Here is a 25,705-nt window from a genome sequence, read left to right as displayed (position 1 = left end):
AATCAGATAAATAAATGTTTTTTGTAAAGAGGTTTGAGTGTGTAAGCTAACATATGTTCCACGAGTTCTCGATCTGCTTGATCATTAATTTCAAGCCAGAAGATGGTTGGATGTTTCTGTTCCATTGACTGGAAATATTGAATTCTTTTTGATCGAGTATTTTCGATGCTTAGTTTGTTGTAATGGCTTTTGATCCGTTTGAAGAGAGGTGCGCCTTTCCCGATGTAAAGGATTTCGTCGTTCGCGCTTTTGAATAGGTAGATGCCGGCTGTTGTGCCGAGTTGATGTTGAATGAAGTCTAGCGAAACAGGGGTGTTGGCCGTTTTCGTATAAGGCATGTTAATGGAATTCCAAGACTCTGGATCAAAAGCGTAGCCATTTTCTTTTAAAAGTGCCTCAATTTTGTTGATCATGATTGGGTGTTCTCCTTTTTCACTATTTAAACAGTACTACGTTATTCGACATATCATTCCGTTTTCCTCTTTGAAGCAGGACGATTTTAGTGGGAATTTGGTGCTTGATAGTAGTGGAGACGAAGTCCCTTTTCTGAAGGGGTAAGGTATGGTCCAAATTCCCTTGTTTTCCAAAATATTTTGTTTATAATGAAAAGAAAAAGGGGCGCTTCGATGAAAAAGAGCAGCATTTTTGTGTTCATCACAGTCGTCATTGCTTTCGGCTTGTTAATTTCAGGTTTTGTCTCGTATCAGAGCAAGTTGGACAAGATTGAACGTGAAGCGTGGGCCAGTCAAGACTTAAAACAGGCTCAACAGGAACAAGAAAGCGTTTTATTAGAGGAATTGGATCCTCGTACACATCCTAAGCAATCGGTATTGGATTTTTTACGTTATCAATCTTTAGTAAACGATGAAGTGAAGATCTCATTGCTTGGAGGCGATAGTATAGCGGGTGTTGAAGAATCGTTATTACAAAACAAGCTGCAATCATTTGATCCAGTATTTAAAACGGTTACGGTTCGCAATTATGGCTTTGAACGATATTCCACTTCCGATTTAGTAAAAGCGGACAAGCAGTTAATCGTCGTCAATGATCAGCCAGACTTGGTCCTATTTGAAACGTCGCTCATCGCTAATCAAAAAGAAGCAGTGTACTATGATCAAACGGATGAAGATATTCAAACGATGATGTCTGATATGACAAGCAAACTTCCGAATACTCGTTTTCTGATTATCTCACAGAACCCAACAGTGGATGATGATAGGGGAGAGAATAATCCGATGGGCTATACACGTCAAGGATATTTAGATCATACGAAGGCATCTATATTAGACTCTAAATGGGAATATTTCGATGTGAATGCGGCGATGAAAATGAAACTAGAGGAAGAACATCGAAGTGTAGAAGACATTTTGGCTGATGATATTCATTTGAATGAAGAAGGATACGCGATGTGGAGTGACGTTCTGTTTGATTATTTTGGGCATGCTCGTCCGTAATCGGTAAGAATGACAAATGGCCCCGAGGCTATTTGTCATTTTTTTTATGCAAAAAAGAGTAAATATATTAAATAAAGGGTATAGAATTGAAAGCGTTTTCAAATGGTATCTAAACGGATGAAGAAAGGGTGATGGCTATGAATGACACAAAACAAATGGAGATGTCTATCGATAAACTGTATGAAGAGAATGAGAGAAAAGATGGTTTAAGGGAAGTGACGTTTATTCAAAAAATGATCATTCTATGGCACAAACATCATTACTTAAAGTATCAATATTTAGAAGAAGGGTGTATGAATAAAGAAATTAGAAAGGAACTTGAAGGAAAGAAAGTCTATCATTATGAAAAATACGTTAAAATTTTATAGCCAAACGGCAAAAAGCCCCGGTGTATCAGGGCTTTTAACCATTTAATCGTTTCGCTTTTCAAGCATTCGTGCTTCCACTTTTTTGTAGACGATCAGACCGTTCAGGAAATAGGCGTCTTCAAGATCACATTCTTGTTGGAATGGATCGTGAAAGTCGTATAGATGGGAAAGTTTCCGTCCATGTTTATAGAGCCATATTTCGCGCGTATGGAATGCGATGTCAATAATGAAGCGGTGAGTCCGTTTCTCCAAGTAATAACAAAAGCCGGTTTCGTTGAAAATGGCTTTCGGAATGTGATGTCGGATTCGCGCGCCTGATGCGTATTTGGATTTTGAATAATGAACGTATTCGTCCGCATCCAATATCCAGATCGGGTGTACGCTGGCCAGTACATATTGATCTTGGTGCTCGTACCATGTTTTAAGCGGCATTTTTTCTTCTAAATAGATGAAGACCGAGATGGTTCCATTCGGATGCAGGACGCGAAAATCGCGTCCTGTTTGTATTTGTGCGTCCGGAAACTGTTTCTTGAGCCAGCTAAATAAAGCATGCTTGCTCATTCGGTGTCGCCGAATTGTTCTTGTAGTTGTTTAATAGCCGCCATTTGCCACTTTCGGACGGCGGCGGGTGTGACGTTTTCGCGCCGTGCAATGTCCGGGTTTGTGAGTCCTTCGATAATGGATAAGTCAAACCAACGTTTCGCTCGCCCGCTTAAATGATCACCGTGCGCTTTCGTCATGGCAATCGTGTCAGGGGTCGGGCCAGGGTCAATACCTTCAAATAGAACGGGTTCGCCGGTCAGGACGGTTTCGTCACTGAAGGCTGCATCTTTCGTCAGGGCGTTCAAGATGCGCCCTTGAATGTACGAGTAAGCGTAAGGTGGAAAGGCACCTTTTGCGCTGTCGAACTTTTTGTGTGCTTCCCATAGGGCGATCAAGCCTATTTGATGATAGTCTTCTTTGTTTTTGTAAATGTGCAGTTTGTTCATGATGCGGTGGATCATCGGCGTGTACTGCGTTGCTAGTTGTTCAAATTGCATGATTACATTCCAATCTGACTAGCGCGCCAGCCGGTATATTACCCGGGTTACATTGAATATATAGGTTAATAGACTTGTGTGTAAATACCTTATAATTATGGTTTAATTACCTAATTTAATAGGAAAAAAGTTTATTTGGATTATAATTGGAAGTTGAAGTGGGGGTTGGTATAATAGTAGAGGTCAGTTTGTATTTGGGCGTTTGGAAGCGGTTGCTTTTGGTGTGGAGAAGGCATTATGGATGATTGTTAATGTATTGTAAAATTTATGGATAGACGACAGTTAGCGAGATTAGTAGCAAAAAATAGTGATGATAGCGATATTGTTCAGTCAGGTAGATGTTTTTTACGCGTTTGGAATAAACTATGACATAAGCTCTCTTGTATAGTATAAAAGGATGGATTTACTGAATAAGGGTATACTTTTGAAAGCGTTTTCATATATTATCTAAAATACGATGAAAGGGTGATGGCGATGAATGAGACGAAACAAATGGTGATGTCTATTAATCAACCGTATGGAGAGGAAAAGAGAAAAAGTGGTTTAAAGACAGTGAAGGTCATTCAAAAGAGTATCATTGCCTGGCACAAATACCACTATCTCAAGTATCAATATTTAGAAGAAGGCTGTATCAACAAAAAAATCAGAAAGGAATTGAAAGGGAAGAAAGTGCATCATTATAAAAAATACATGGATATCTCATAGCGAAACGATCGATAAACCTCCTGGCGTGCCAGGGGGTTTTAATCAATCCATTTTCTCGTGCGTTTAAATAATTACGATGTTTTTTTGTTGATTTTTATGCTAGTTTAATATATTATTAATTCAAGATAGTTGAATTAATAATAACTAAAGGAGATTTACAATATAATGAATGTATTAGTAGTAAAAGCAAATAACCGTCCAGCAACAGACGCTGTATCAAGTAAAATGTATGAAACGTTTATGGAGAACGTAGAAGGTGTAAACGTAACAACTTACGATGTATTTGCAGAAGATATGCCTTACTTTGGTCAAGATTTATTCAACGCCTTCGGTAAAGTAGAATCTGGCGAACAAATGACAGATGTGGAACAACGTATTTTAGCTGCGAAACAAAAAGCAATGGATGCTTTATCAGCAGCAGACGTCGTTGTATTTGCATTCCCATTATGGAACTTAACGATCCCAGCTAAATTACAGACGTTCATCGACTATGTGTACCAAGCTGGTTTCACATTCAAATATGACGAAAATGGCCAATTAGTACAATTAATGACGGACAAAAAAGCTGTTATTCTAAGTGCACGTGGCGGCGTTTACTCAACACCAGAAGCAGCACCAATGGAAATGGCTGCTACTTATATTAAAAACGTTGTGGGTGGCGTATTCGGTATGGAAGTCGTACAGGAAGTCATTATTGAAGGTCATAATGCAATGTCAGATCAAGCTGAAGCCATTATTGCGGAAGGTTTAGCAAAAGTGGAAGCTGCAGCAAAAAGTTTATCAGCCGTAACGGCTTAATGATTATTAAATAATAGCCCTCTTTCAGGTCTATTCGAAATGCAGTAAAATCTGAATGTTAGATTTTACTGCATTTTTGTATTAATCTGTTTTAAAATTAAAATGATGATCGGTATGCTTAGGTGATAAATGATAATAAAGTTGTTTAAAAATTGATGAACAAATGGCGATAGAGTCAGTTATTCTCTTTGATAATCTTTCGGTAAAGAAAATCCCCTTCCTACAATGTCTGAAGCATTTAAAAAGATAACAAAAGAATCGGTGTCATGCCTCTGTATTAACTCTTTTAGATAAACAGCTTCTGATTGTTCGACCACGCTAAACAGCAATGCTTTTCTTTGATTCGAAAATCCTCCTTCCGACCACACTCTGGTAAAACCTCTATTGATCTCGTTCTGGATCAGATTTGTTACTTGTTGCTCATTTTCCGTAATAATTAATACAAGCTTAGAAGAGGAAGAACGAAGTTGTACTACATCTATGACTTTACTTCCGATAAAAATTGAAATCATTGCATAAAGAGCGAGCTCTAAGTCAAAGGCAATCATCGCAAAAATCACAACACAGCCATCAATCATTAGTTGTGCAAAACCACTTGATAATCCTGTGTATTTTTTAATGAGCTGACCGATAATAGTCGTACCGCCGGTGGAACCGTTCCCTCGAAAGACCAAGCCAAGACCTGTACCCAAGAGTATTCCCCCGTATATCGAGGAAAGCATAGGATCTTTTACAGCAAAAGGTAAGTAAGAGGTTATCCAAACAAATAAAGGAAGTGACGTAGTTCCCACAAACGTTTTAACACCAAAATCTTTTCCTAAAAGGAAATATCCAAGAAAAAAGATAGGAATATTAATACTCCATTGAATCAAAGCAGGCGTCCATCCATACAGACTATAAAGAATCGTGCTTATTCCGGAGACCCCTCCTGCTGCTAAAAGAGCTGGTAATAAAAAGAGATTAAACGACAGTCCGACAAAAAAAGTGCCAAATACAATTAAACTATAAGATCGTAATTCTTTTTGTGTGTTCATATATATGTCCCTTCTATGTAATACAACAAAAAATGGTATACTTTCATATTTTCTTTTAATGACAAATACTAACGCTAAATATACAGTATCGTCAATTAATTTTTAAACATTTTTCAAATTTATTGAATTAAAATATTTAGTTCGTCATTCGAAAATTGAACGACTTAATGATTTTTAAACAACTTTACTGTAACTAGACATTAGTAGTTTCTTCATTTCCTTTTCTGCAAATTATTCCATCCTAACCGACCATGCCGTTGTGAAACTCCCTTCAATAAATTGTAGAATTTTTCTATTATAACAGAAAATAGGTAAATTAGAGTGGTGTATGTAGGTCATATTCATTCCTTTTTTTTAGGAAATTAAGAAATATTGTTTCATTTTCGGTACTTATGTCGTATTATAGAAGATATAATACAAATTGTACGAACGGGCAAAATCATTGAAAAGTGATGACGCAAAACTAGAGGGGCTAAAGTTTTCGAGACTATGTCAGCCAGTTGCCGAATACGGACCTCCGTACGGTTTAGTAAAGAGGGGGAGTAAAAAGTGATTATAGCAAACGCAAGAGGAAATGAGTCAAAAAGAGTCAGTTTTATTCAAAAACTGATTGTTAAATGGCATAAAGATCAATATGTAAAGTATCGCTATCTAGAAGCTGGCTGTATGAATGAAAAAGTCAAAACGGGCCTAAGAACGAGAAAAATGTATCATTATAAAAAATCTAAGAACATGTTATAAAGTGCTTCCCTAGGAAGTGCTTTTTTTTTATTGTCATTGAAAAAGTGGAGATCGTCCGAATAAAGCAAAGAACGCCGGCTGCGCGCCGGCGTTCTTTTACGTTTCTTCTTTATGGTGAAAGGGGCATTTTCCTTTGATCGGTTCGATGTCGTCGCCGATGAAAAATTGTTTCCACTCGTTATGGTCTGGATCGCCGAAGTGGCTAATGTCCGGATGCTTTGGGAGTTGATCCCATTTCTCAACGCGTTCCCGTACTTTTTCACGGGACATGATGCCGCCTTTTTCTGTTCCTTTCAGCCCTTCGAAAATTTTGCGGGGCTGAAATCCGAGTACCATGGAATTGCCGAGATGACGGGTTTTTCGCTGTTTATAGGCCGGTGCATTGCCGAAGACGAAGATCGGTTCGCCGTTAAAATGAAAGTCCCACAAAAAATGTTCAGGGTTTTTCGGGCTTTCTGTTGGCCACTCTTTGTCATCTTGTTCATGCACGTATTGGAGGATGTCCCAAAATTGCGTTCTGTATTGTTCGAGTGATCCTTCGCGTTCAAAAGGTTCGACGAAAACGAAGAGGCCGTGCCTGATAAAAGGGGGTTTTTGAAAAAGGGCTAGAAAGTTCTCCAGTGCATGAGGCAAATTAGACCAGTCTTTTTGTGTAATGTACGCATAGCGCAGTTCTCCTTTACGTTCCCCATTCATGCCGAAATAACAGGGGAAAGTCGGATCGGTCACAGTTTGATGAAACGTCTCATATTCTTGCTTAAGCCAATCAGGCAAATCTTCACGAGTGTTCATCTCTTCTTTCGTCAATAAAGCCATCTTTGTTTTCAGCAATCCATTCTCGCCTCCAGTACATTCCAATCATATCATAACTACATGCAGTACATTACCCATTCGGAAGTGGATTGAAACCGAATTATCTGTATAAAACAAAATAAGTGTGGGCATATTGAGGATAAAAGAAAAGGGCGAACTATTATGAAGGAAGATGAATACATTAATATGGATGAATATCATGAGGATGGCCATTTCTTTATAGGATTAACGTGGGCAACAGTGTTAAGCGTTCCATTGTGGATTTCATTTTTGGGATGGATCAAATTAATGGGCCACTTTTTGTAAGAGAGTAGCGGGGGGAAATGTTACTTTTTTAATTAGGAGGTACGATGAATGCCACTCTATCATATGAAAGAAGTTTGGACGCCATTAAAATGGATGGGGATTAAAATCTACAAGTCTTATGGTGAAGGTGAAGGATATTATATGAAATTTCGTGATCAACATAGAAAGAAAATTGGATTTTAGATAAAGAAGCAAGAGGATACGAACAACATAATCTTTACGAAGACGAGCGGACAACTGCTCGTTTTTTTTTGTGCTCAAATGATGAAAAAGAGGGGAACGGCATTGTCGTATATGCCGTTCGTTTATTCAACCGGTGTAGAATTGGACGTTTGAGCGCGGAAGGGCAAAGTAGATGTAGGTATAGTTTTTAAAATGAAACAGTGATTTGCGTTTTTTCTTCTGGAAGTAAACACGGTATGCGTTGCCAAGGTCTTCGAAGCCGACGTAGTGAAATTGTTGATCTACGCTGAACTCACGGGCAGCTGCTTCAACATCTGTTTCATTATGAACGTCAAAATCAGGTCGGCTGTAGTCGATGACAGACGGGTGTTCATTAATGGATTCAAGAAAAAACAGCATATCTTCATCTCCTTTTTCAAATAAATCTCATTATAGAATATAGAGTGTTACACTAACGTTACACGCGAATTTTAAAGTAAAGAAAAAGGCCATTCCTTGACTGGTGAGCAAAGGAATAGCCTTGTGATCATTAGTGGAGCGGTCCGTGGGTGATGGCGGTCAGGGCTTCGTTGATTTCAAATAGTTTTGCACGTACGTTTGTGATGCCGAAGCCGTTTAGGCGTTTTGTATGCATAGTTAAGTAGTTTTCGGCATCTGTTTTTGTTTCGAACATGTAGATGCCGCCTGCTTCATTCGTTTCTTTGTTTTCTGTCCATATTTTCCACATGAATCCTTTTTCGTCATTAATGCTTTTCGCCAGATCGGAAAAAGCAGCAGCCATTTCGTCTCCGAACGGTCCTTCATGTTTAAAGTCCACTTGCAGTACGTAAGCCATTTGTCATTGCCCCTTTATTGTTTTTTAATATACGTTTCCCCGAGAATTTCGTTAAGCTTGTATGAATTCGTTGAAAGTTCTTTTTGAATAAATGATGGAATATCTGTTTGATCGATATCGTACAGGACTTCGATTTCTTTTGAAAATAATAGGCCTTCTTCTTCAAGAAGAGATGAGAGTGCAGGGAATGTCTGCGTTTGAAGCGGCTCTGCTGCTGAAAGAGCTTGCTTAAGGCCCTGTACGTAATAGTCAAGCGGCCGTGCACCGACGATTTTGATGCCTTTGTTTTCTTCGTTGACTAGGATGATGGTCGGGAATCCACGGACACCGAGTTGTTTTGTGAGTGCAAAGTCTTGCTGCAATAGTTGTTCGCCGGCTTCACTGTTCGCTTCTTTGACGATTGTTTCTCCGTTGAGATTCATTTGATTCAAGATGTCGATTAAGACCGGTTCATCCGCGATGTTTCGATTGAAAGCAAACACGGCTTCTCTCGCCCGGCGTAAAAAGGTGTTCGCAAGCTGAGGCTTTTTTTGCTGAACGATTTTGAATACCCGTGAAGGCGGGTACGATGAATGGACAGGATTTTCAAGCCATACGGAACCGTCAATCGGCATGCGCGAATGTTCCCCGACTTCTCTCCAGTGCGCGGCAACATCTGCAGGACCGGAAATGCCGTTTGCGACGTCAGCGAAGCCTTCCCACGTTTCGAGTAGTCCGCCCATCACGGTTTGGACATTGAAATACTGTCCGTATTGTTTTTCAAATCGGCGTAAAACGGGTTCGAGTGCCCAGCAGTGGGAGCAAATCGGGTCTGTTATGTAATAAAGAGTCACTTTTTTTTCGGGTTTGTTTAGATCGATCATTTCCATCGCCACATCGCTAGCATCGCCACATATGCCTGTTTCAACATCACAAATCATCTTATTTTTCGTCATAGTCAGTTCCTCTTTTCTTTCTCTTTATTTGTATTGAAGGGCCCATTGTTGAACGGGTTTGAGCGCAGCTGTTAATGTTTGGCCTTTTTCGGTTAATTCATATGAAATGGTTACAGGAGTACCAATTGTCACTTTTTTTTCGATTAATCCGTATTCGGCGAGCTCAGATAGTTTTAAAGACAGGGCTCTAGGCGTAATATCTGTCAGGTCTCTTTTGATTTCGGAAAAATGGGCTGTGCCATTTGGGCAAAGAGACAAATAATGAATGATGAGCCCATTCCACTTTTTTCCTAGTATTTCGAATGAATATTGTAAGTATGGACAAATTTCCACGGATGACACCTCGCTTATAAATAAAGTATATATAATATAAAAAATATATCAAGTATAAAAAGTATATTAATTTATTGGAAAGGAATAAAAGGCCTTTTGCCATAAAACACATACAGGAAAATCGATTTAGTCATGATATGTTATGATAATAATAGAATTTTTTGTCAAATTGGAGGGTTTCGTTTGATAGAGTTGCGTGAGGCAAAAAAGGTGTATCGATCAGGAAGCGGGAAAGATGAGATTTTGCGCGGCATTGATTTGCTTGTCGAGAAAGGTGAGTATGTGGCGATTATGGGGAAGTCCGGTTCTGGGAAAAGTACGCTGCTGAATTTACTCGGGGCGCTTGATGTGTTAGATGCAGGTGAGTATGAATTAGCGGGGAAGTCTGTACATAAAATGAGGCAGGGCCGTCGTGCTGCGCTTCGCAATGAAGAAATTGGCTTCGTGTTTCAGCATTTTCAACTTATTCCGAATTTGTCTGTCTATCAAAATGTGCTGCTACCGCTCACGTATGGCAAGAAGCGGCTCGGGAAAAAGAAATCACGTGTGCTCAGTCTTCTTGATGAAGTAGGTTTGCTAGATAAGAAGAATCAAAAGCCGGCCCGCTTATCAGGCGGTGAGAAGCAGCGTGTCGCGATTGCACGAGCACTTGTGAATGAGCCGGGCTTAATTCTGGCCGATGAACCGACAGGAAGTTTAGATGAAGAGACGACGGAAAGTGTGTTGAATTTGTTTGATCGTGTACATAAGCAAGGAACGACGATTATGATGATTACGCACGATCATGATGTGGCAAAGCGGGCCGATCGTATTTTGCGTTTGCAAAATGGGGTGCTCGCATGAAGTTGATCACGGCGTTTAAACTTGCGTGCTTCGGATTATGGTCGAATCGCTTTCGAGTGCTGTCGGCAATGATGGGTGTTGTGATTGGCATGTTTGCGGTCATTGTACTCACGTCGATTGCCATTGGTGTGAAAGATACGCTGCTAAAGCAGATGGGCAGTCTCGGTGCGGAGCAAATTCTCGTCATGCCGGGCCGTGTGCTTGATACAGCCGGTGGACAGAAAGATTTTTTAAGCGGGCTGACGAGTGTGCCAAGTACGTTAACATATGAAGATGCAGAAGCGGTTGCACAGGTGCCGAATGTGAAATCGGTGACACCGCAGCTTGAAACGGTGACCGTTGCGAAGTATGGGGAGAAAAGCGTGCAATCCGTTCTCGTTGGCAGTACGGATCAATATAGCCGCGTTCAGCATGCGGATCTGTCGGAAGGGCGCTTTTTTACGAAGGAAGAGCAGGATCAAAAAGCAAAGGTTGTCGTTCTCGGAAGCAATATTCATGAGGCACTGCTCGGTTTGAATACAGAACCGGCTGAAGGCGGCGTCACGGAACCGACTGAAACGAAACCGGAGTCTTGGTGGAAGCGTGTGTTGAATTCATTGCAGGCAGGCGTTGTTTCGGCTGAAGAAGTTTCGTTAGTCGGGAAGACGTTGACAATCAATGAGAATGAATTCAAGGTGATTGGTGTACTGGCGCCAAATGCGGCGCTCGGGTCGAGTACGGATAATAATATTGTCATGCCAATTGAGACGGCGCTTCAAACGACAGATATGAAAAATTTGAATAAGATGGTCGTGGAGGCGTCGAGCATCGATGTCATTGATGAAGTGGATGGCGCCGTCTTTTCAACGATTAAAGCGAACCATCAGGAAATCGATTTTAGTGTCGTGAAGCAGGATCAAATGTTGGGTGCGCTCGATAATGTGACGTCGATTTTGCAGGTGATGCTTTTCGGGATTACGGTGACGGCACTTCTTATTAGCGGAACGGGCATTATGAATGTGATGGTCATGTCGGTACGAGAGCGGACGCGTGAAATCGGGATTCGCAAGGCGCTCGGCGCGACGACATTTGAAGTGATGGGGCAGTTTTTCTTTGAGACGCTGTTGCTTTGTTTTATCGGCGGCGCGGTCGGGATTGGTCTCGGGTACGGGTTTATTGAACTGTGGAATAGTCAAGTGGATATATTCGCGCTCGTACTACCCATTTGGGCAGTGAAACTGGCACTGTATTCATCGCTTGTGATCGGTGGATTGTTCGGCATTTATCCGGCGTTGAAAGCAGCGCGGATGAATCCGAGTAAAGCATTACGGTTTGAGTGATTAGATCGCTAAAATGCCGTATTCGGATGAATGGACAATTTTGGATTTGTGCGTTATTCTTTTTAAACGAAGACGAAGCCCGCCGTATGTTTAGCGGGCTGTTTCGGTTAGAGGTGGTTTTTTGAAAAGGATAGTGAGAGTGGGCATTTTGCTTTTGATCGGAGCGGTCATTTTTCATTTTTCTTCGCAAACGTACGATCAGCAGTCGCTTGTGCCGCTTCTCAGGCGGGTGCTGCCGGGTGAGCCGTTTGCCGGTGTTTTATCACATGTGCAAGTGTCGTACTGGGACTCGATTATTTCGGTAGAGACGAAGGGGTATTATTATTTTGTGGAGTTTTTGATCCGAAAGTTTGCGCACTTGTTTTTATTCGGGTGTTTAGCGGTGGCATTGTTTAGTGTCGTGATGCTGGCCAGACCAAAGCAGGTGTGGCAGGTTGTCTTGTTTTCACTGATCGGGACGGGGATGTATGCGGCGCTCGATGAGTATCACCAGTTTTTAACAGGGGGGCGGACACCGCTTTTAAAAGATGTGGTGCTCGATTTGATGGGGGCGACGGCGGCCCTTTCATTGTACGTGCCTCTGTTTTTGTGGAGGATGAAGCAGAAATAAAAAAGGTATGTTCTCATCTTCAGCATGATGCTGAAGAGGGAACATACCTTTTTTCGTCCACTCGTTTTCTTTATTTCATCAAAGATGGAATCCACGTTGAAAGAGGCGGGAAGAACGAGATGATGAGTACATCGAGTATTAAAATCAGAATGAGCGGGATAACGGCCTTCCCGATTTTAACAATCGATAGTTTGGTCAGTTGGGAAACGACGAACAAATCAATACCGACTGGCGGTGTAACTAAGCCGATGGCGAGGTTACATACCATGATGACACCGAAGTGAACAGGATCGATACCTAATGTGACCGCTGTACTTAACAATAATGGAACAAAGATGAGAATCGCGGCGCCTCCATCGAGGAACATGCCGGCGATAAATAAAATAACGTTTACGATAATTAAGAAGACATACTTGTTCGTAACAAAATCTGAAATCAACGCGTAAACCATATCAGGAACGCCCGTGATGCTAATGAAGAAGCCGAATAAACCAGCCGTTCCGATAACAATCATGATGATAGCGCTGCTAATGGCAGAATTTCGAAGCGTTTCGATCAATTGTTTCATCGTAATTTCACGGTAAACGACGAAACCGATGATGAATGAATAGACAACGGCGACAACAGATGCTTCCGTCGGTGTGAAGATACCGCTGTAAATACCACCTAAAACGATGATCGGCATTAATAAAGCGAGAATGGCTGCTTTAAACGTTGTCCACACTTCAGCAGGCGCTTTACGCTCTTCACCGACATAACCACGCCGGTTGGCGATAATATACGCACTGATGAGAAGGGAGAGTGTAATAAGTAAACCAGGCATGATACCGGCTAAAAAGAGATCACCGATGGACACTTCTGCTGCTACCCCATACAAGATCATGGAAATACTTGGCGGGATAATAACACCAAGAGCACCTGCAACGGCCTGGTTGGCAGCTGCATATTCTACATGATAGCCTCTGGCGAGCATAGCGGGAATAAGGATGGAACCGATGGCCGCTGTTGTTGCCGCTCCTGATCCAGAAATGGCTGCAAAAAACATCGATGTGACGATGGCGACCATGGCAAGTCCGCCTGTAAAATGTCCTACTAGTGAACTCGCAAAGTTTACGAGACGTTTTGAGATTCCGCCTGCTCCCATTAAGTTTCCAGCAAGGATAAAAAATGGAATGGCCATTAAAGGAAACGAGTTGATCGCGACGAAAATCCTTTGAGGAACAACGTCTAGTGGCAAAGAATCGTGCATCCAGATTCCAGCAACTGTAGATAATCCGAGTGAAAAAGCAATCGGTACACTTAAAAACAGGAGAACGAATAAGGAAATAAAAAATATAGGAAGCATGTTCTCACTCCTTTCTTCCTATGAACTCTTCAAAAATACATGTGATGGAGTTCAAGAAAAATAGTATTCCTCCAATAGGAAGGGAAAGATAAATGATAAACATTGAAATCCCGGTTCCTGGAGCAATTTGATTGGAAAACTTTTGAGCAAGGTCTAAACCGTATACAATTAAGATGACATAAAAAATCATTGAAATGAGATGAGTGAGGATCACGATCCATTTTCTTATTTTTTCATTAAGCAATTCCGGTACAACTTCGACGGCTAGCAGTCTTCCATTTCGCAAAGCGAGAGAAGCACCGATTAAGACGACGTAAATCATGAGAAAGCGGGAAAGTTCCTCAGACCAAGCAAGAGATGAACCGAAAACATAGCGGGCGATGACTTGCCAGAAGATAAGTGCCGTCATGATCGCCATCATTAACGCAACTAGATAGCCACACAATTTATTAAATACATCGTTTACTCGTATATAGCCATGCATAATGTTTTTCATTTTCTCAACTCCTTAATAAAGAAGGGGGGATAATGACAGATTCATTATCACCCTTCTAGCAGTTCTAATTAATATTCGAAGTTCCGTACTCGATCAATCATTTCTTCTCCAATTTGTGGTGCCCATTTCTCGTAGACAGGTTCTACTTTTGCTTTAAATGATTCTCTGTCCGGCTCTGTAATGACAACGCCTTCTTTTTGAATGAATTCAGCGGCTTCTGCTACTTTATCTTGGTTCGCTTGGCGGCCGATCGGTTCAGCATATTCAGCTGCTTTTAAAACGGCTTCTTGCTGATCCGGTGTCAAGCCATCAAAAATGCCTTTTGAAATCGCAATTGGTGCTGGAGAAAAACGGTCTTCGATTAAGGCAACGTGACTTTGAACTTCATAAATTTTGGATGTTTGAATCGTTGCTAGTGAGTTAGAGTGCCCATCGATTACACCTTGTTGAAGGCCAGTAAATACTTCTGTCCACGCCATAGGTGTCGGGTCTGCTCCAAATGCTTTCCACGTATCGATTTGTACTTCATTTTCCTGTACACGTATTTTCAAGCCTTTTACATCTTTTACGGAGTTAATTGCATTGTTGGATGATGTAGCAACGAAACCGTTTTCGACCCAACCAAGAACTTTAACTTGTGCTGCATCTTCAAACTTTTGTGAGAGTTCATCGCCGATTTCACCATCTAAAACAGCGTATGCATGCTCGCGGTTGTCAAGCAAGAATGGCAAGTCAAACATGTTAAATTCAGTTACCCAGTTACCCATAGGACCGGCAGAGATAATTCCCATGTCGAGCGAGTTAATCCCCATTAATTCGAATACTTCACGCTCGCCGCCTAATGAATTATTGTAGTGAATTTTGACAGACATTTGATCATCTGTTAAATTTTCTAATTCTTCTTTAAAAGCTTTTGCTGTAACATCAAATTTTGCGCCTTCTGGTTCAGGAATACTTAAGTCCAGTACGATTTGTTTACCAGTGTCTTTCTCGCTTTCATTTGCACTATCAGAAGAAGCGCCACAGCCTGCAAGTCCTAATGATAAGGCCGCTGCCAGAGATGTTACTTTCAATAATTTTTTCATGATAAATCCCCCTTGTTTGTTATGAATGTGGATACACAATGACTTTTAAGCTCCCACTTCGATTTGTGTGGGCTTGATGCATCGCAGCTTGAATTTCGTCAAGCGAATAGCTGTCCGTTAATACGTGCTGTATTTGGCTGCCGATCGATGTAAGCAAATCAATCGCCAGTGGATAAGTATTTGTATAGCGATAAACAGAATACAAATTAATTTCATTTTGAAGCATTAACGTGACGTTAAGAGGTACGGCATCTGTTGGCGGAAAGCCAATTACAACGATCGAACCGCCGCGCTTTGTCAATTCAGGAGTAGATTGAAGCGCTTTCGTGTTTCCGGACGTCTCAATGACGAGATCAGCGCCAAGTCCTGCTGTCCGTTGCTTTACTTCGTCCAAAATAGACTGCTTGGAAATGTCAATGGCTTTTGTCGCACCGAGTTTAAGTGCGGCTTCAAGCCGAAGCGTTTCCATATCGCTCACAATAATTTCTTTTGCGCCAAAGGCTTTTGCAGCGATAACGGTCATTAATCCGACCGGCCCCATTCCAGAAATCACAACGGTATCGCCCGTTTTCAAATGGCCGCGCTTCACGGCATGAATGCCGACTGACAGTGGTTCTGCTAAGGTAGCGTTTTCAAAAGAAAGCACATCAGGAATAGCGAATAAAAAATCTTCCCGGTGTTTTAAATATTGAACGAAAGCTCCTTTCACCGGCGGTGTTGATAAAAACTGTACGTCCGGACAAAGATTATAGCGGCCTTCCCGGCACCAAGAGCAAGTCATACAGGCAACACCAGGTTCGATCGCTACTCGGTCGCCTAGGCTAAAGCGGGTTACTTCATCTCCTACAGCGACGACAATTCCTGCACATTCATGACCTTGAATGTGGGGATATTGAACTTCACGTTTTCCGATTCGACCATGAGCATAGTAATGAACGTCCGAACCGCAAATCCCAACGGCCATTACCTGGACCAGCACATCTTTGCCTGTAACGTGTGGGACGGGTGCGTTAGCTACATTTACTTGCAGCGGCTTTTCGAGATACGCGACTTTCATCGTTTCCGGTATCGTGAATAATTGTTTACATGTTTCTTCTGTTTTACACATAAGGCAACTCCTATCTCTAAGGTAAGCGGTTACTTTGAATTGAATAAATAATTAAGCGTTGTGACTTAGGAGCACTTTTCCACATTGTTTTTGTTCACAAAGTTCAAAGGCAGCTTCCCACTCGGTAAGAGGAAGTTTATGCGTAATGATCGGTGCAAGGTTGATTTTTTTCTGTTCAAGAATGTTCATAACCCGCTCCCACGTCGTCATCGAGTGAGCAAGTGAACCGAATACTTGAAGTTGTTTATAAAGAACAGTATCAAAGTCTAACATAATTTCTTTTCCTGCAATACCGACTTGAATATGTTTCCCGCGTTGTTTCAATGCGGAAAGACAACTTGAAACAGATGGACCTGCTCCTGCACATTCAACCGTTACATCGACACCTTTTCCATTCGTCTCTTTTAGGACGATCGCTTGTAAGTCTTCATTGATCACATCGACAACGATGTCAGCGCCAAGCTCTTTTGCCAGTTCAAGGCGAGTGGCATCTGCTGACGTTCCGGCGACAATGATTTTACAGCCTTTCATCGCTAGTAAAGAGAGGCAAATTAATCCAATTGGTCCAGGGCCAGAAAGTAAAACCGTATCACCGACTTGAATCGTCGTCAGTTCTTCGATGGCTTGAACAGCACAAGCGAGTGGTTCTGACAAGGCTGCTTCTTCAAGACTCACGCTATCTGGTATTTTGTAGACCATGTCTTCTCGAACGACCGTATATTTTGTGAAACTACCATTTACACCGTGCCCCATTCCCCGGCGATCTTTGCAAAACATATAATAACCGGTTTGACAATACTCGCAAGAACCGCATGTGACAGCTGTTGAACCGAGGACGGCCACCCGGTCACCCGTTTTTACTTTTGTGACGTTTTTCCCAACTTCTGCAATAACACCGGAAAACTCATGGCCCATAATAACAGGCGGATAACTTTTAAATGTCTCGTGGTATATATGCAAATCGGTACCGCAAATACCGGTGTAGGCAACGTCTATTTTCACACCATCATCTGGGCATTCAGGCTCAGACACAGGTAACAATTCAACATTTCCAACTCCGTATTTCGTTTTGAGTAGTGCGTCCATAGTACCCCCCTAAGTCATATATCGAATTTGGTAAAGCGCTTTACTGAACTGATTAGTCCGATTATAAAAAAGATTGTGCAGAAAAGTCAAACAGTTTTTTAAAAAAACTTTTTTCTTTTCACGCTTCGACGAGTACGCTGGCGTTTACGTCTATTTTTTAAAATTGACAAATCTACTAAAGAATGATAGTTATTTTCATTAAGCAAACATCACTTATTGACAGAAAGAGAGCACTGACTATGAAACCAACCATTTATGACGTCGCGAGCAAAGCAAATGTTTCAATAGCAACTGTTTCAAAAGTGTTAAATAATTCAGGAAGGATCAGTGATGAGACAAGAAAACGTGTGTTGAAAGTGATCGAACAGTTGAACTATCAGCCGAGTATGATGGCGACGGCGTTAACAGGAAAAAGTACGTTTACAATTGGACTACTTATACCCGATATGGCCAATCCGTTTTTTGGTGAACTGGCGAGAAATATTGAAGACAGGGGCCATGAACTCGGCTATAATTTGCTCATTTGCAGTACAGATTACCAGCCGGCTAAAGAACAAAACTACATCGAGTTATTAAAAAGAAAAAGTGTTGACGGTATTATTTTAGCTTCTGGATTTGAACAGACTTCTGAAGTGGATAAACTCGTTAAAGAAAAGTTTCCGGTAACGATTGTCGCACGTGACTTTCCTTCAACGTATGTGAATTCCGTGTCGTTAGATGATTTTCAGGGGGGGTATGAAGCAACGTCGTATTTAATTCAATTAGGCCATCGACAGATTGCGATTATTGCAAGGGATGTATGGAGTAACCGTGAACGGATGAGAGGGTACAAAAAAGCGCTTGAAGATCATGGTTTAGAGGAATACACCATGTTTACATTTGTGGAAAAATCAAATGTCGAGTGGGGGAAAAAAGTGGCGGAAGAATATTTGCGTTCTGAGAAACCGCCTACAGCCATCTTCGCTTGCAATGATCTGTTGGCGAGTGGTGCTATCCAGGCTGCTCGGACCCTACACCTTCACGTTCCAGATGATGTATCCGTTATCGGTTTTGATAATACAATCATCGCGACGCTTGTCGATCCGCAGCTGACAACAATGGCTCAGCCGATTAGAGCCATGGGGCGCGAAGTAATGGATTTGATGGTAGGAGAGATCAAAAAAGAAGAGCAATCCAAAAGGCGAATTGTCCTTAGTCCGACTTTAATTAAACGAGGATCTACTGCTAAATTGAACAAATGATCAATAAAAAAAGGGGGTGAATTTACTCGAGAGGTTTCGCAAGTAAACTCATCCCAAGAAATAAAAGCGTTGACTAAAAAGTCTTTAGAAAATTAAAAAAAGTATTTATTTTTTCTTTGAGATTGATTATAGTGTTAGGTAAGCGGTTACCCAAAACAATTTTGTTGAAGGTTTATTTTTTTGATTAGTGGTTAAGCGCTTTACCTAATAATAAAAATGTATATAAGTAAAAAAAGGAGGATTACACAATGTCAGCACAACTTGATTTTGCAGAAATAGAGCAATTAAAACAAAAGGCAGCCGAGGCGAGAAGGCTTGTTATAGAAACCGTCCATCATGCTGGAGCTGGTCATATTGGCGGCCCCCTTTCGGCTATTGATATGCTAGTGAGTTTGTATTTTGATGTCATGAATATTAATCCAAGCGATCCAAAGTGGGAAGATCGGGATCGTTTCGTTCTTTCAAAAGGACATTCAGCGATTGCTTTATATACGGTTCTTGCAAAGCGTGGTTATTTCGGGGTTGAGGAATTAAGCACATTTGACGAAATTAATTCCCGTTTGCAAGCGCATCCAGATATGAATTTACTGCCGGGTCTTGATATGTCATCTGGATCACTCGGACAAGGTATTTCAGCAGCTGTCGGTATGGCGCTTGGTGCGAAACAGCTAGGGAAAGCATTTTATACGTATTGTATGATCGGCGATGGCGAGTCACAGGAAGGTCAAGTGTGGGAAGCGGCCGATATTGCAGTGAAATACAAGTTGGATAATTTGATTGTAATGATGGATTTCAACCAGTTGCAGCAGTTTGGCTGGGATGGGACAGATGGACGAGAAAGAGAACGTCCTGTTATATCACCTGCTGAGCGCTTTAAAGCATTTGGCTGGCACACGATCTCTGCCAACGGACATGATTTTCAGCAAATCATTGATGCTTGTAACGAAGCGAAAGAAGTAAAAGGCAAGCCAACAATGATCATTGCCGAAACGATCAAAGGAAAAGGCGTAAGTTTTATGGAGAATCAATATCTCTGGCATTCTAAAATTCCGACTGCGGAAGAATTAAAAATAGCTTCACAAGAATTGATGGCGGGGGTGTAAAAAATGAGCCAATTGTTGCAAGTGGGGGAAAAAGCATCGATGCGTGATGTCTTTGGAGAAGCGTTATTAAACATTACGAAAAAAGATACAAAAGCAGTCGTGTTAGATGGAGACTTAGCGAATTCAACGAAAACGGATACAGTAGCGAAAGGAAATGCAGCTCAGTTCCTACAAATGGGGATTGCTGAACAAAATATGATGGGCGTAGCGGCCGGCCTTGCTTCTGTAGGTCTTCAACCGTGGGTGTGCACATTCGCTTCTTTTATTACGAAAAGAGCACTGGATCAAATTACGGTATCAGTCGCTCAGCCTAAATTAAATGTGAAAATGATCGGTGCTTACAGCGGGCTGTTAACGGGCTGCACGGGGAAGACGCACCAAGGTGTGGAAGATGTGGCCATTATGCGCAGCATCCCGAATATGGTTGTCCTTGCACCAGCAGACGGAGTGGAGTTAATTCAAATGATGGAGTTTGCTCATCAATATGACGGACCTGTTTACATTCGTCTTGCACGGGATGAGCAGCAGCAAATCTTTGACGCAGAAACACATAGGTTTGAATTAGGAAAAGGCTTGTTTGTAAAAGAAGGTGGCGATCTCACGATTATCACCACGGGTACACAAACGGAACGCTCAGTAGAAGCCGCTCGTTTGTTAGAAGAAGAAGGCATTCACGCATCTGTTTTGCATATGCCGTCGATCAAGCCACTTGATCAGGAGGCCATTGTGAGGGCCGCCCGTGAAACGGGAGCGATTGTCGTTGCGGAAGAGCATAACATTATTGGTGGACTGGGCAGTGCTGTCGCTGAAATTCTCGGTGAACAGTATCCAACACCGATGATTCGGATCGGTGTGCAAGATCGTAACACAGAATCAGGCAAGAATGAAGAGCTGCTGAAAAAATACAACATTACACCTGCTGACATGGTTGTAAAGGCGAAAGAAGTATTGAGTCGGAAAAAGTAAGTTTTGCATGCAAGCAAATTCATGACAAATAAAAAGATGAGGAGCGTGTACACGATGTCTGAAACTACAAATAAACAACAGTTGTTCATAAATGGAGAATGGGTGGAAGGATCTACCTATACGAAACTAACTTCTCCTTATAGTGAAAAAGAGATTGCTCAAATCCCTTCTGCGAATGATGAAGAAATTGACAATGCGATTGAAGCAGCATTCCAAGCTAAAGCGGTTATGGCAAAGATGCCGGCTCATCAGCGTGCTTCTATTTTGGAAAAAGTTGCCGTGTTACTTGAGGAACGTGGAGACGAGGCAGCGACGATTCTTGCGAAAGAAGCAGCGAAGCCTTTCGTGTATGCAAAAGCGGAAGTAGGCCGAACGGTTCAAACGTACAAATTCGCGGCAGAAGAAGCGAAAAGACTTCATGGTGAAATGATTCCGATGGACGCTGCTATAGGAGGAGAAAACAGAATCGCTTATACAACGCATGAGCCTATTGGCGTTATCGGTGCGATTACACCATTTAATTTCCCACTCAATTTAGTTGCGCATAAGCTTGGCCCTGCGATTGCGGCGGGAAATACAGTTGTGCTGAAACCAGCTAGTCAAACGCCATTGACATCGTACTTTACCGCAAAGTTGTTTGAAGACGCGGGACTGCCTGCAGGTGCGTTAAACGTCATTACAGGTGGAGGAAGAGTCGTCGGCGATAAAATTGTGACAGATGAACGCGTGAATATGGTTACGTTTACAGGAAGCCCAGGTGTGGGGATTGGCATTCGGAATAAAGCAGGACTTAAACGGGTAACGTTAGAGCTGGGGTCAAATTCCGCTGTCATCATCGATAAAGATGTCAATATTGATAAGATTATTGACCGGTGCATTATGGGTGCTTTCTCAAACCAAGGACAAGTATGTATTTCATTGCAGCGCGTGTATGCACATGAAGATGTGTATGACTCATTCGTTGAGAAGTTTGTTGAAGCGACGAAAAAGTTGACGCTTGGCGACCCGCTCGATCCAGAAACAGAAGTATCTGCTTTAATTACGCCGGGAGATGTAGAGCGCGCGCTCAGCTGGATTCATGAAGCGAAGCAAGGCGGCGCTACGATTGCGGCAGGTGGCGAATCGGAAGGCCATATTCTTCATCCGACGGTCATTTTAGACGCTGACTCAAACTTGAAAGTATCTTGCCAGGAAGTTTTTGCACCGATCGTTGTCATTAACAAAGTGAAGACGGTTGAAGAAGCCATTGACCTTGTTAATGATTCACGCTTCGGACTGCAAGCAGGAATTTACACAGAAAACGTGCATACAGCATTTGATGTGGCAGACGCATTGCATGTAGGCGGCGTTTTAATTAACGATATCCCTACTTTCCGCGTGGATCATATGCCGTACGGCGGTGTGAAAGAAAGTGGATCTGGCCGTGAAGGGATTAAATATGCGGTCGAAGAAATGACCGAAATGAAACTCGTTATTTTTAATCGTAACTAAAAAAGAAAGCCGGGCGGGATCATTTTAAATCCCCGCCCGTCTCTCTCTTTTTAGAAGCATAGTTCGTTATCATAATTGAAGGAGTGAGCGGTTTGGTGAAAGAATATAAAATTGCTGTCATCGCTGGAGATGGAATTGGCCCTGAAGTGATTGATGAAGGGATCAACGTTTTGAATGAAGTAGCCAAGGTGGATGGCGACATCGCTTTTGACTTTACTCATTTCCCATGGGGCTGTGAATACTACGCTGAAACGGGAAAAATGATGGATGATGATGGGATGGAAAAGCTGAAAGAATTTGACGCGATTTATTTAGGCGCTGTTGGATTCCCAGGTGTTCCGGATCATATTTCTCTTTGGGATCTCCTTTTGAAAATTAGAAAAGGATTCGATCAATATATTAATATTCGGCCGATTACCTTATTGAATGGCGCTCCTTGTCCGCTTGAAGGCGTCAAAAGAGAAGAGATTGATATGCTGTTTATTCGTGAAAACAGTGAAGGTGAATATGCAGGAGCAGGAGACTGGCTGTTTAAAGGAAAACCTGAGGAAGTCGTCCTGCAGACAGGTGTGTTTTCTAGAAAAGGGACGGAGCGGGTGATCCGTTATGCGTTTGAAGAAGCGAGAAAAATGAACAAATCGCTGACGAGTATTAGTAAAGGGAATGCGTTAAACTACTCTATGGTATTTTGGGATCAAATTTTTGATGAAGTAAGCAAAGAGTACCCAGATGTACAAACATATTCCTACCTCGTCGATGCAGCGAGCATGTTAATGATTAAAGATCCGAAACGATTTGAAGTCGTCGTTACATCTAACTTGTTCGGAGACATTTTAACGGATTTAGGTGCAGCGATTGCCGGAGGACTTGGGCTGGCTGCTGGAGCAAATATTAACCCGGAACGAGACTATCCGTCTATGTTTGAACCGATTCATGGCTCTGCACCAGACATTGCAGGCGAAGGTATTGCTAATCCGCTTGCTTCTATTTGGTCCGCAAGTCAAATGTTCGACTACTTCCACCGTCCTGACTTAGGTGCGCGCGTGTTAAAAGCGATTGAAGACGTATTGACAGAAAAAGAATACGTAACACCTGATTTAGGAGGAAATGCTTCTACTTCTGAAGTTGGCGCACGTGTCGTTCATTATTTGAAAGAACAAGTGAACGAATCATGAGTTTACAAAACCAAACATTTTTTCGGTGTTACCAACAGAAGTTAAATTTGGGATGCATATTGCTCAAAAAGAGTTAGCGAAAGACATTCATGCAACAGGAGATCAAAAGGTTTTTATCGCGACCGATAAAGGCCTTTTGAAGGCTGATGTTGTAGACGGAGTGACAACTGTTTTGGAAAAAGAAGGTTTAGACTATATCGTGTTTTCAGATTTATATGAAGACTTAGAAAATAGAACGACTCCGTCTCCTCTTTTAGAAGAAAACGTGCGTAATGGTGCTCTAGGCGTGAAAAGCAAGCAAGGATTTTTTAACTGGGAAGAGAAAAATATGTCCGCTATTCAGTTAAGAAAAAATATTGAATTGTTAGAGTTAGCCAGGTGGCTAGAAAAAAGAGAGCATGATAAACCTGAATGAAATTTTTACGAATGAGAGTTGTTTTGAAAGATGGAGAAATCCAGCTTTTAAAACAACTCTTTTTCTTCTCGTTAAGAAACGATCATGATAGCATGAAAAGAAACGGACTTTGATTGAAGCGCTGGCGGGGTTGATCAGCCGCGCTCGGTCATTTTTGAAAAGGGGTTGAAGGATGTGCTAACGTTAGATCAAACGATTCAAGAGGCGTTGATTTTCATTACGGAGCGAAATGCGGAGTCGGCAGCGATTATGGACCAAGACAAAACGGTTGGGATGATTACGCTTGAGGAGATTCGTGTGGCGATTCAGAACGGCCATGTGTTGATGACGCTTCGGACATTTTTTCAGCAGCCGTTTTTACAGGAGTTTCTCCAGGAGCAGGAGTCGGACATGTTTCGTGAGATGCTCGTAAGCAAGATGTTTTCCGATATGATCAACTCGTTGTATGACGGTGTGTACATTACAGACGGGTACGGGTTTACGGTAAAGGTGAATACGGCATATGAGCGGATTACCGGTATTTCATCGGAGAAAATAATTGGTCTTCATATGAATGATATGGAGAAAGCGGGCTATATTTCGAAGTCGGTGTCGGTTCAGGTTATTCAGGAGAAAAAAGCGATGACACGTATGCAGGAGCTGGCGAATGGACGGAAAGTTATCGTGTCGGCTAGTCCGGTGTTTGATCAAGAACAAACGATTTTGTATGTCGTCAGCAGTGTGCGTGATATTACTGAGTTGATTCAGCTGAAGCTTGAGAATGATGAGTTAAAAGAAAACAAGGCAGAGAGTGAAGCGGAGACGAACGGGGCAGAAGACTTTCCATTTATAGTAGGGGATCTAAAAGCGAAGCGTTTGATGCGAAAGGTTGCCAAAACGAATGTAACGGTTTGTTTGACGGGTGAGAGTGGTGTTGGGAAAACGATGTCGGCTTCATACATTCACAGGCACTCGCTGCGAACAGGGAATCCGTTTATTGAAGTAAACTGTGGGGCGCTTCCGGCGAATTTAATTGAAGCAGAATTGTTCGGTTACGTAGGCGGGGCCTTTACGGGAGCACTTTCGAAAGGGAAAAAGGGACTGATTGAAATGGCGAATAGAGGGACCCTTTTTTTGGATGAAATTGGGGATATGCCGCTTGAATTACAGGTGAAGCTTTTGAAAGTGCTCGACGATTTTTCGTTTACGCCAGTCGGTTCAACAGTGCCGAGAAAGGTTGATATCCGGGTCATCGCAGCGACGAATCAGCCACTGGAAGAGCTCGTTAAAAAAGGTGCATTTCGTGAGGATTTGTATTACCGGCTAACCGTTGTCCCGATGTGTATTCCACCGCTGCGAGAGCGGAAAAAAGAAATTCCCGGCCTGCTATCGTATTATTTGGAGCAGTTTAATGCTACTTATCAAGAAGCTGTCACGTTGTCAGCGGACGTGTTTGATGAGTTGTGTGAATACAGGTGGCCAGGCAATATTCGTGAGTTGAAAAACGTCATCGAATATTTAGTGGTGACAGCTTCTTCGGCGCAGGTGGACGTAGAACAGCTTCCGGCGAAAATCCAGCGGGAGCCTACTCAGGAATTTTCATTGGATGGTCAAATCATTCCGCTGAAAAAAGCGACGGATCAGGTTGAGCGGCATTTAATTGAAAAAGCAATGCGCATACATAAAACGACAAGAAAAGCGGCGGAAGCTTTGCAAGTTAGCCAGTCTACTATTGTGGCGAAAATGAAAGGCTGGTCTTCCTCTGATTAGAATTCTAATCAAAAAAGGTGATTTTGAGTAGTATTTAAATCAAGCAAAGGGATAAATCCTTCTTTTACGCTCTTTTCTTATTGGCACGGAACTTGCAATAAGAATAAGGAGAAGAAAAAAGGAGGATT

General features: G+C 42.0%; 31 protein-coding genes and 1 riboswitch. Of the genes, 17 read left to right on the top strand and 14 right to left on the bottom strand.

All coding sequences use genetic code 11. The features are described from left to right. Positions 1–2: 2 nt before the first annotated feature. Entirely contained in the window at positions 3–413 is a 411-nt protein-coding gene (locus A3M5_RS0115840) for a GIY-YIG nuclease family protein (RefSeq protein WP_018394763.1), read from the bottom strand. Positions 414–626: 213 nt separating this feature from the next. Between A3M5_RS0115840 and A3M5_RS0115835 the strand changes: the two genes are divergently transcribed. Both A3M5_RS0115835 and A3M5_RS0115830 read left to right on the top strand, forming a co-directional pair. Further along, a complete protein-coding gene (locus A3M5_RS0115835) occupies positions 627–1,454 on the top strand; it encodes an SGNH/GDSL hydrolase family protein (protein ID WP_018394762.1) in 828 nt (275 codons plus the stop codon). Between the two features lie 137 nt (positions 1,455–1,591). Further along, positions 1,592–1,822 carry a hypothetical protein gene (locus A3M5_RS0115830; RefSeq protein WP_018394761.1) on the top strand — a complete coding sequence of 77 codons (231 nt, stop codon included), beginning with the start codon at positions 1,592–1,594 and terminating at the stop codon, positions 1,820–1,822. 42 nt (positions 1,823–1,864) lie between these two features. Here A3M5_RS0115830 and A3M5_RS0115825 read toward each other — a convergent pair whose 3' ends face one another. Continuing rightward, complete coding sequence (locus tag A3M5_RS0115825; protein WP_018394760.1) at positions 1,865–2,383, bottom strand: hypothetical protein; 519 nt, start codon at positions 2,381–2,383, stop codon at positions 1,865–1,867. Next, positions 2,380–2,862 carry a sigma factor gene (locus tag A3M5_RS23165; protein ID WP_018394759.1) on the bottom strand — a complete coding sequence of 161 codons (483 nt, stop codon included), beginning with the start codon at positions 2,860–2,862 and terminating at the stop codon, positions 2,380–2,382. The genes A3M5_RS0115825 and A3M5_RS23165 overlap by 4 nt, the downstream gene beginning before the upstream one ends. A 474-nt stretch (positions 2,863–3,336) precedes the next feature. Between A3M5_RS23165 and A3M5_RS0115815 the strand changes: the two genes are divergently transcribed. Continuing rightward, positions 3,337–3,567, top strand: coding sequence for a hypothetical protein (locus A3M5_RS0115815; protein WP_018394758.1), 231 nt, complete (start codon positions 3,337–3,339; stop codon positions 3,565–3,567). A gap of 165 nt (positions 3,568–3,732) precedes the next feature. After that, positions 3,733–4,365 (top strand): FMN-dependent NADH-azoreductase, encoded by a 633-nt coding sequence (locus tag A3M5_RS0115810; protein ID WP_018394757.1) that lies wholly within the window; start codon positions 3,733–3,735, stop codon positions 4,363–4,365. Between the two features lie 179 nt (positions 4,366–4,544). Here the strand turns inward: A3M5_RS0115810 and A3M5_RS0115805 are convergent, their stop codons facing one another. Continuing rightward, on the bottom strand, positions 4,545–5,399 hold the full coding sequence (locus A3M5_RS0115805; protein ID WP_018394756.1) for a YitT family protein: 855 nt from the start codon (positions 5,397–5,399) through the stop codon (positions 4,545–4,547). Between the two features lie 422 nt (positions 5,400–5,821). Then, positions 5,822–5,907: riboswitch (cyclic di-GMP riboswitch) on the top strand. 41 nt (positions 5,908–5,948) lie between these two features. On the opposite strand from A3M5_RS0115805, the gene A3M5_RS0115800 reads away from it, so the two are divergent. Next, entirely contained in the window at positions 5,949–6,140 is a 192-nt protein-coding gene (locus A3M5_RS0115800) for a hypothetical protein (protein WP_018394755.1), read from the top strand. A gap of 96 nt (positions 6,141–6,236) precedes the next feature. Here the strand turns inward: A3M5_RS0115800 and A3M5_RS0115795 are convergent, their stop codons facing one another. Then, positions 6,237–6,956 carry a YqcI/YcgG family protein gene (locus A3M5_RS0115795; RefSeq protein WP_034286960.1) on the bottom strand — a complete coding sequence of 240 codons (720 nt, stop codon included), beginning with the start codon at positions 6,954–6,956 and terminating at the stop codon, positions 6,237–6,239. Between the two features lie 159 nt (positions 6,957–7,115). Between A3M5_RS0115795 and A3M5_RS25520 the strand changes: the two genes are divergently transcribed. Both A3M5_RS25520 and A3M5_RS26485 read left to right on the top strand, forming a co-directional pair. Continuing rightward, positions 7,116–7,259: a hypothetical protein gene (locus A3M5_RS25520; protein ID WP_018394753.1), complete on the top strand. Its 144-nt coding sequence runs from the start codon at positions 7,116–7,118 to the stop codon at positions 7,257–7,259. A 48-nt stretch (positions 7,260–7,307) separates the two neighbouring features. Then, positions 7,308–7,442 carry a hypothetical protein gene (locus tag A3M5_RS26485; RefSeq protein ID WP_018394752.1) on the top strand — a complete coding sequence of 45 codons (135 nt, stop codon included), beginning with the start codon at positions 7,308–7,310 and terminating at the stop codon, positions 7,440–7,442. Between the two features lie 126 nt (positions 7,443–7,568). Here A3M5_RS26485 and A3M5_RS0115780 read toward each other — a convergent pair whose 3' ends face one another. From A3M5_RS0115780 to A3M5_RS0115765, 4 genes are all read right to left on the bottom strand, one after another. Then, positions 7,569–7,841 carry a hypothetical protein gene (locus A3M5_RS0115780; RefSeq protein WP_018394751.1) on the bottom strand — a complete coding sequence of 91 codons (273 nt, stop codon included), beginning with the start codon at positions 7,839–7,841 and terminating at the stop codon, positions 7,569–7,571. Between the two features lie 130 nt (positions 7,842–7,971). Continuing rightward, the gene (locus tag A3M5_RS0115775; protein ID WP_018394750.1) at positions 7,972–8,277 is read right to left on the bottom strand and encodes a monooxygenase; all 306 of its coding nucleotides are present in this window, start codon (positions 8,275–8,277) and stop codon (positions 7,972–7,974) included. A 14-nt stretch (positions 8,278–8,291) separates the two neighbouring features. Next, positions 8,292–9,212 carry a DsbA family protein gene (locus A3M5_RS0115770; protein WP_018394749.1) on the bottom strand — a complete coding sequence of 307 codons (921 nt, stop codon included), beginning with the start codon at positions 9,210–9,212 and terminating at the stop codon, positions 8,292–8,294. 24 nt (positions 9,213–9,236) lie between these two features. Next, complete coding sequence (locus tag A3M5_RS0115765) at positions 9,237–9,545, bottom strand: winged helix-turn-helix transcriptional regulator (protein WP_018394748.1); 309 nt, start codon at positions 9,543–9,545, stop codon at positions 9,237–9,239. A gap of 183 nt (positions 9,546–9,728) precedes the next feature. On the opposite strand from A3M5_RS0115765, the gene A3M5_RS0115760 reads away from it, so the two are divergent. The 3 genes from A3M5_RS0115760 (at position 9,729) to A3M5_RS0115750 (ending at position 12,317) form a co-directional block, all read left to right on the top strand. Then, positions 9,729–10,388, top strand: coding sequence for an ABC transporter ATP-binding protein (locus tag A3M5_RS0115760; RefSeq protein WP_018394747.1), 660 nt, complete (start codon positions 9,729–9,731; stop codon positions 10,386–10,388). Further along, the gene (locus A3M5_RS0115755; RefSeq protein WP_018394746.1) at positions 10,385–11,707 is read left to right on the top strand and encodes an ABC transporter permease; all 1,323 of its coding nucleotides are present in this window, start codon (positions 10,385–10,387) and stop codon (positions 11,705–11,707) included. Before A3M5_RS0115760 ends, A3M5_RS0115755 begins: the two co-directional genes overlap by 4 nt. A gap of 121 nt (positions 11,708–11,828) precedes the next feature. Beyond that, positions 11,829–12,317, top strand: coding sequence for a VanZ family protein (locus tag A3M5_RS0115750; RefSeq protein ID WP_034298692.1), 489 nt, complete (start codon positions 11,829–11,831; stop codon positions 12,315–12,317). A gap of 70 nt (positions 12,318–12,387) precedes the next feature. Here the strand turns inward: A3M5_RS0115750 and A3M5_RS0115745 are convergent, their stop codons facing one another. The 5 genes from A3M5_RS0115745 to A3M5_RS0115725 all read right to left on the bottom strand — a co-directional run bounded on the left by A3M5_RS0115745 (position 12,388) and on the right by A3M5_RS0115725 (position 17,437). Then, positions 12,388–13,662: a TRAP transporter large permease gene (locus A3M5_RS0115745; protein ID WP_018394744.1), complete on the bottom strand. Its 1,275-nt coding sequence runs from the start codon at positions 13,660–13,662 to the stop codon at positions 12,388–12,390. Positions 13,663–13,666: 4 nt separating this feature from the next. Further along, positions 13,667–14,158 carry a TRAP transporter small permease gene (locus tag A3M5_RS0115740; RefSeq protein WP_018394743.1) on the bottom strand — a complete coding sequence of 164 codons (492 nt, stop codon included), beginning with the start codon at positions 14,156–14,158 and terminating at the stop codon, positions 13,667–13,669. A gap of 68 nt (positions 14,159–14,226) precedes the next feature. Beyond that, positions 14,227–15,243 (bottom strand): TRAP transporter substrate-binding protein DctP, encoded by a 1,017-nt coding sequence (gene dctP / locus A3M5_RS0115735; RefSeq protein ID WP_018394742.1) that lies wholly within the window; start codon positions 15,241–15,243, stop codon positions 14,227–14,229. 19 nt (positions 15,244–15,262) lie between these two features. Continuing rightward, entirely contained in the window at positions 15,263–16,351 is a 1,089-nt protein-coding gene (locus A3M5_RS0115730; RefSeq protein WP_018394741.1) for an NAD(P)-dependent alcohol dehydrogenase, read from the bottom strand. A gap of 51 nt (positions 16,352–16,402) precedes the next feature. After that, positions 16,403–17,437, bottom strand: a complete 1,035-nt coding sequence (locus A3M5_RS0115725) for a zinc-dependent alcohol dehydrogenase (RefSeq protein WP_018394740.1) — start codon at positions 17,435–17,437, stop codon at positions 16,403–16,405. 239 nt (positions 17,438–17,676) lie between these two features. Here A3M5_RS0115725 and A3M5_RS0115720 point away from each other — a divergent pair, with 239 nt between their 5' ends. From A3M5_RS0115720 to A3M5_RS0115685, 7 genes are all read left to right on the top strand, one after another. Then, positions 17,677–18,678, top strand: coding sequence for a LacI family DNA-binding transcriptional regulator (locus tag A3M5_RS0115720; RefSeq protein WP_018394739.1), 1,002 nt, complete (start codon positions 17,677–17,679; stop codon positions 18,676–18,678). Between the two features lie 248 nt (positions 18,679–18,926). After that, positions 18,927–19,781 (top strand): transketolase, encoded by an 855-nt coding sequence (locus tag A3M5_RS0115715; protein WP_018394738.1) that lies wholly within the window; start codon positions 18,927–18,929, stop codon positions 19,779–19,781. Positions 19,782–19,784: 3 nt separating this feature from the next. Next, on the top strand, positions 19,785–20,747 hold the full coding sequence (locus tag A3M5_RS0115710; RefSeq protein WP_018394737.1) for a transketolase family protein: 963 nt from the start codon (positions 19,785–19,787) through the stop codon (positions 20,745–20,747). Positions 20,748–20,801: 54 nt separating this feature from the next. Then, a complete protein-coding gene (locus tag A3M5_RS0115705) occupies positions 20,802–22,238 on the top strand; it encodes an aldehyde dehydrogenase family protein (protein ID WP_018394736.1) in 1,437 nt (478 codons plus the stop codon). 95 nt (positions 22,239–22,333) lie between these two features. After that, entirely contained in the window at positions 22,334–23,413 is a 1,080-nt protein-coding gene (locus A3M5_RS0115700; protein WP_026221759.1) for a tartrate dehydrogenase, read from the top strand. Positions 23,414–23,438: 25 nt separating this feature from the next. Beyond that, positions 23,439–23,828: a 3-hydroxyacyl-CoA dehydrogenase family protein gene (locus A3M5_RS0115695; RefSeq protein WP_155894729.1), complete on the top strand. Its 390-nt coding sequence runs from the start codon at positions 23,439–23,441 to the stop codon at positions 23,826–23,828. Positions 23,829–24,002: 174 nt separating this feature from the next. Continuing rightward, complete coding sequence (locus A3M5_RS0115685) at positions 24,003–25,577, top strand: sigma 54-interacting transcriptional regulator (protein ID WP_018394732.1); 1,575 nt, start codon at positions 24,003–24,005, stop codon at positions 25,575–25,577. Positions 25,578–25,705: the final 128 nt, after the last annotated feature.

The sequence above is a fragment of the Bacillus sp. 37MA genome (assembly GCF_000372765.1).
GTDB lineage: Bacteria > Bacillota > Bacilli > Bacillales > Domibacillaceae > Domibacillus > Domibacillus aminovorans.
The sequence above is the reverse complement of the archived record's forward strand: the minus strand, read 5'-3'. Positions and strand labels throughout refer to the sequence as shown.

Coding starts and splice junctions, on each gene's coding strand:
- A3M5_RS0115840 (WP_018394763.1), bottom strand. CDS start 413: ATGATCAACAAAATTGAGGCACTTTTAAAAGAAAATGGCTACGCTTTT.
- A3M5_RS0115730 (WP_018394741.1), bottom strand. CDS start 16,351: ATGTGTAAAACAGAAGAAACATGTAAACAATTATTCACGATACCGGAA.
- A3M5_RS0115795 (WP_034286960.1), bottom strand. CDS start 6,956: ATGGCTTTATTGACGAAAGAAGAGATGAACACTCGTGAAGATTTGCCT.
- A3M5_RS0115835 (WP_018394762.1), top strand. CDS start 627: ATGAAAAAGAGCAGCATTTTTGTGTTCATCACAGTCGTCATTGCTTTC.
- A3M5_RS25520 (WP_018394753.1), top strand. CDS start 7,116: ATGAAGGAAGATGAATACATTAATATGGATGAATATCATGAGGATGGC.
- A3M5_RS0115740 (WP_018394743.1), bottom strand. CDS start 14,158: ATGAAAAACATTATGCATGGCTATATACGAGTAAACGATGTATTTAAT.
- A3M5_RS0115745 (WP_018394744.1), bottom strand. CDS start 13,662: ATGCTTCCTATATTTTTTATTTCCTTATTCGTTCTCCTGTTTTTAAGT.
- A3M5_RS0115830 (WP_018394761.1), top strand. CDS start 1,592: ATGAATGACACAAAACAAATGGAGATGTCTATCGATAAACTGTATGAA.
- A3M5_RS0115810 (WP_018394757.1), top strand. CDS start 3,733: ATGAATGTATTAGTAGTAAAAGCAAATAACCGTCCAGCAACAGACGCT.
- A3M5_RS0115815 (WP_018394758.1), top strand. CDS start 3,337: ATGAATGAGACGAAACAAATGGTGATGTCTATTAATCAACCGTATGGA.
- A3M5_RS0115715 (WP_018394738.1), top strand. CDS start 18,927: ATGTCAGCACAACTTGATTTTGCAGAAATAGAGCAATTAAAACAAAAG.
- A3M5_RS0115780 (WP_018394751.1), bottom strand. CDS start 7,841: ATGCTGTTTTTTCTTGAATCCATTAATGAACACCCGTCTGTCATCGAC.
- A3M5_RS0115710 (WP_018394737.1), top strand. CDS start 19,785: ATGAGCCAATTGTTGCAAGTGGGGGAAAAAGCATCGATGCGTGATGTC.
- dctP (WP_018394742.1), bottom strand. CDS start 15,243: ATGAAAAAATTATTGAAAGTAACATCTCTGGCAGCGGCCTTATCATTA.
- A3M5_RS0115720 (WP_018394739.1), top strand. CDS start 17,677: ATGAAACCAACCATTTATGACGTCGCGAGCAAAGCAAATGTTTCAATA.
- A3M5_RS0115755 (WP_018394746.1), top strand. CDS start 10,385: ATGAAGTTGATCACGGCGTTTAAACTTGCGTGCTTCGGATTATGGTCG.
- A3M5_RS0115805 (WP_018394756.1), bottom strand. CDS start 5,399: ATGAACACACAAAAAGAATTACGATCTTATAGTTTAATTGTATTTGGC.
- A3M5_RS0115725 (WP_018394740.1), bottom strand. CDS start 17,437: ATGGACGCACTACTCAAAACGAAATACGGAGTTGGAAATGTTGAATTG.
- A3M5_RS0115825 (WP_018394760.1), bottom strand. CDS start 2,383: ATGAGCAAGCATGCTTTATTTAGCTGGCTCAAGAAACAGTTTCCGGAC.
- A3M5_RS23165 (WP_018394759.1), bottom strand. CDS start 2,862: ATGCAATTTGAACAACTAGCAACGCAGTACACGCCGATGATCCACCGC.
- A3M5_RS0115775 (WP_018394750.1), bottom strand. CDS start 8,277: ATGGCTTACGTACTGCAAGTGGACTTTAAACATGAAGGACCGTTCGGA.
- A3M5_RS0115705 (WP_018394736.1), top strand. CDS start 20,802: ATGTCTGAAACTACAAATAAACAACAGTTGTTCATAAATGGAGAATGG.
- A3M5_RS26485 (WP_018394752.1), top strand. CDS start 7,308: ATGCCACTCTATCATATGAAAGAAGTTTGGACGCCATTAAAATGGATG.
- A3M5_RS0115770 (WP_018394749.1), bottom strand. CDS start 9,212: ATGACGAAAAATAAGATGATTTGTGATGTTGAAACAGGCATATGTGGC.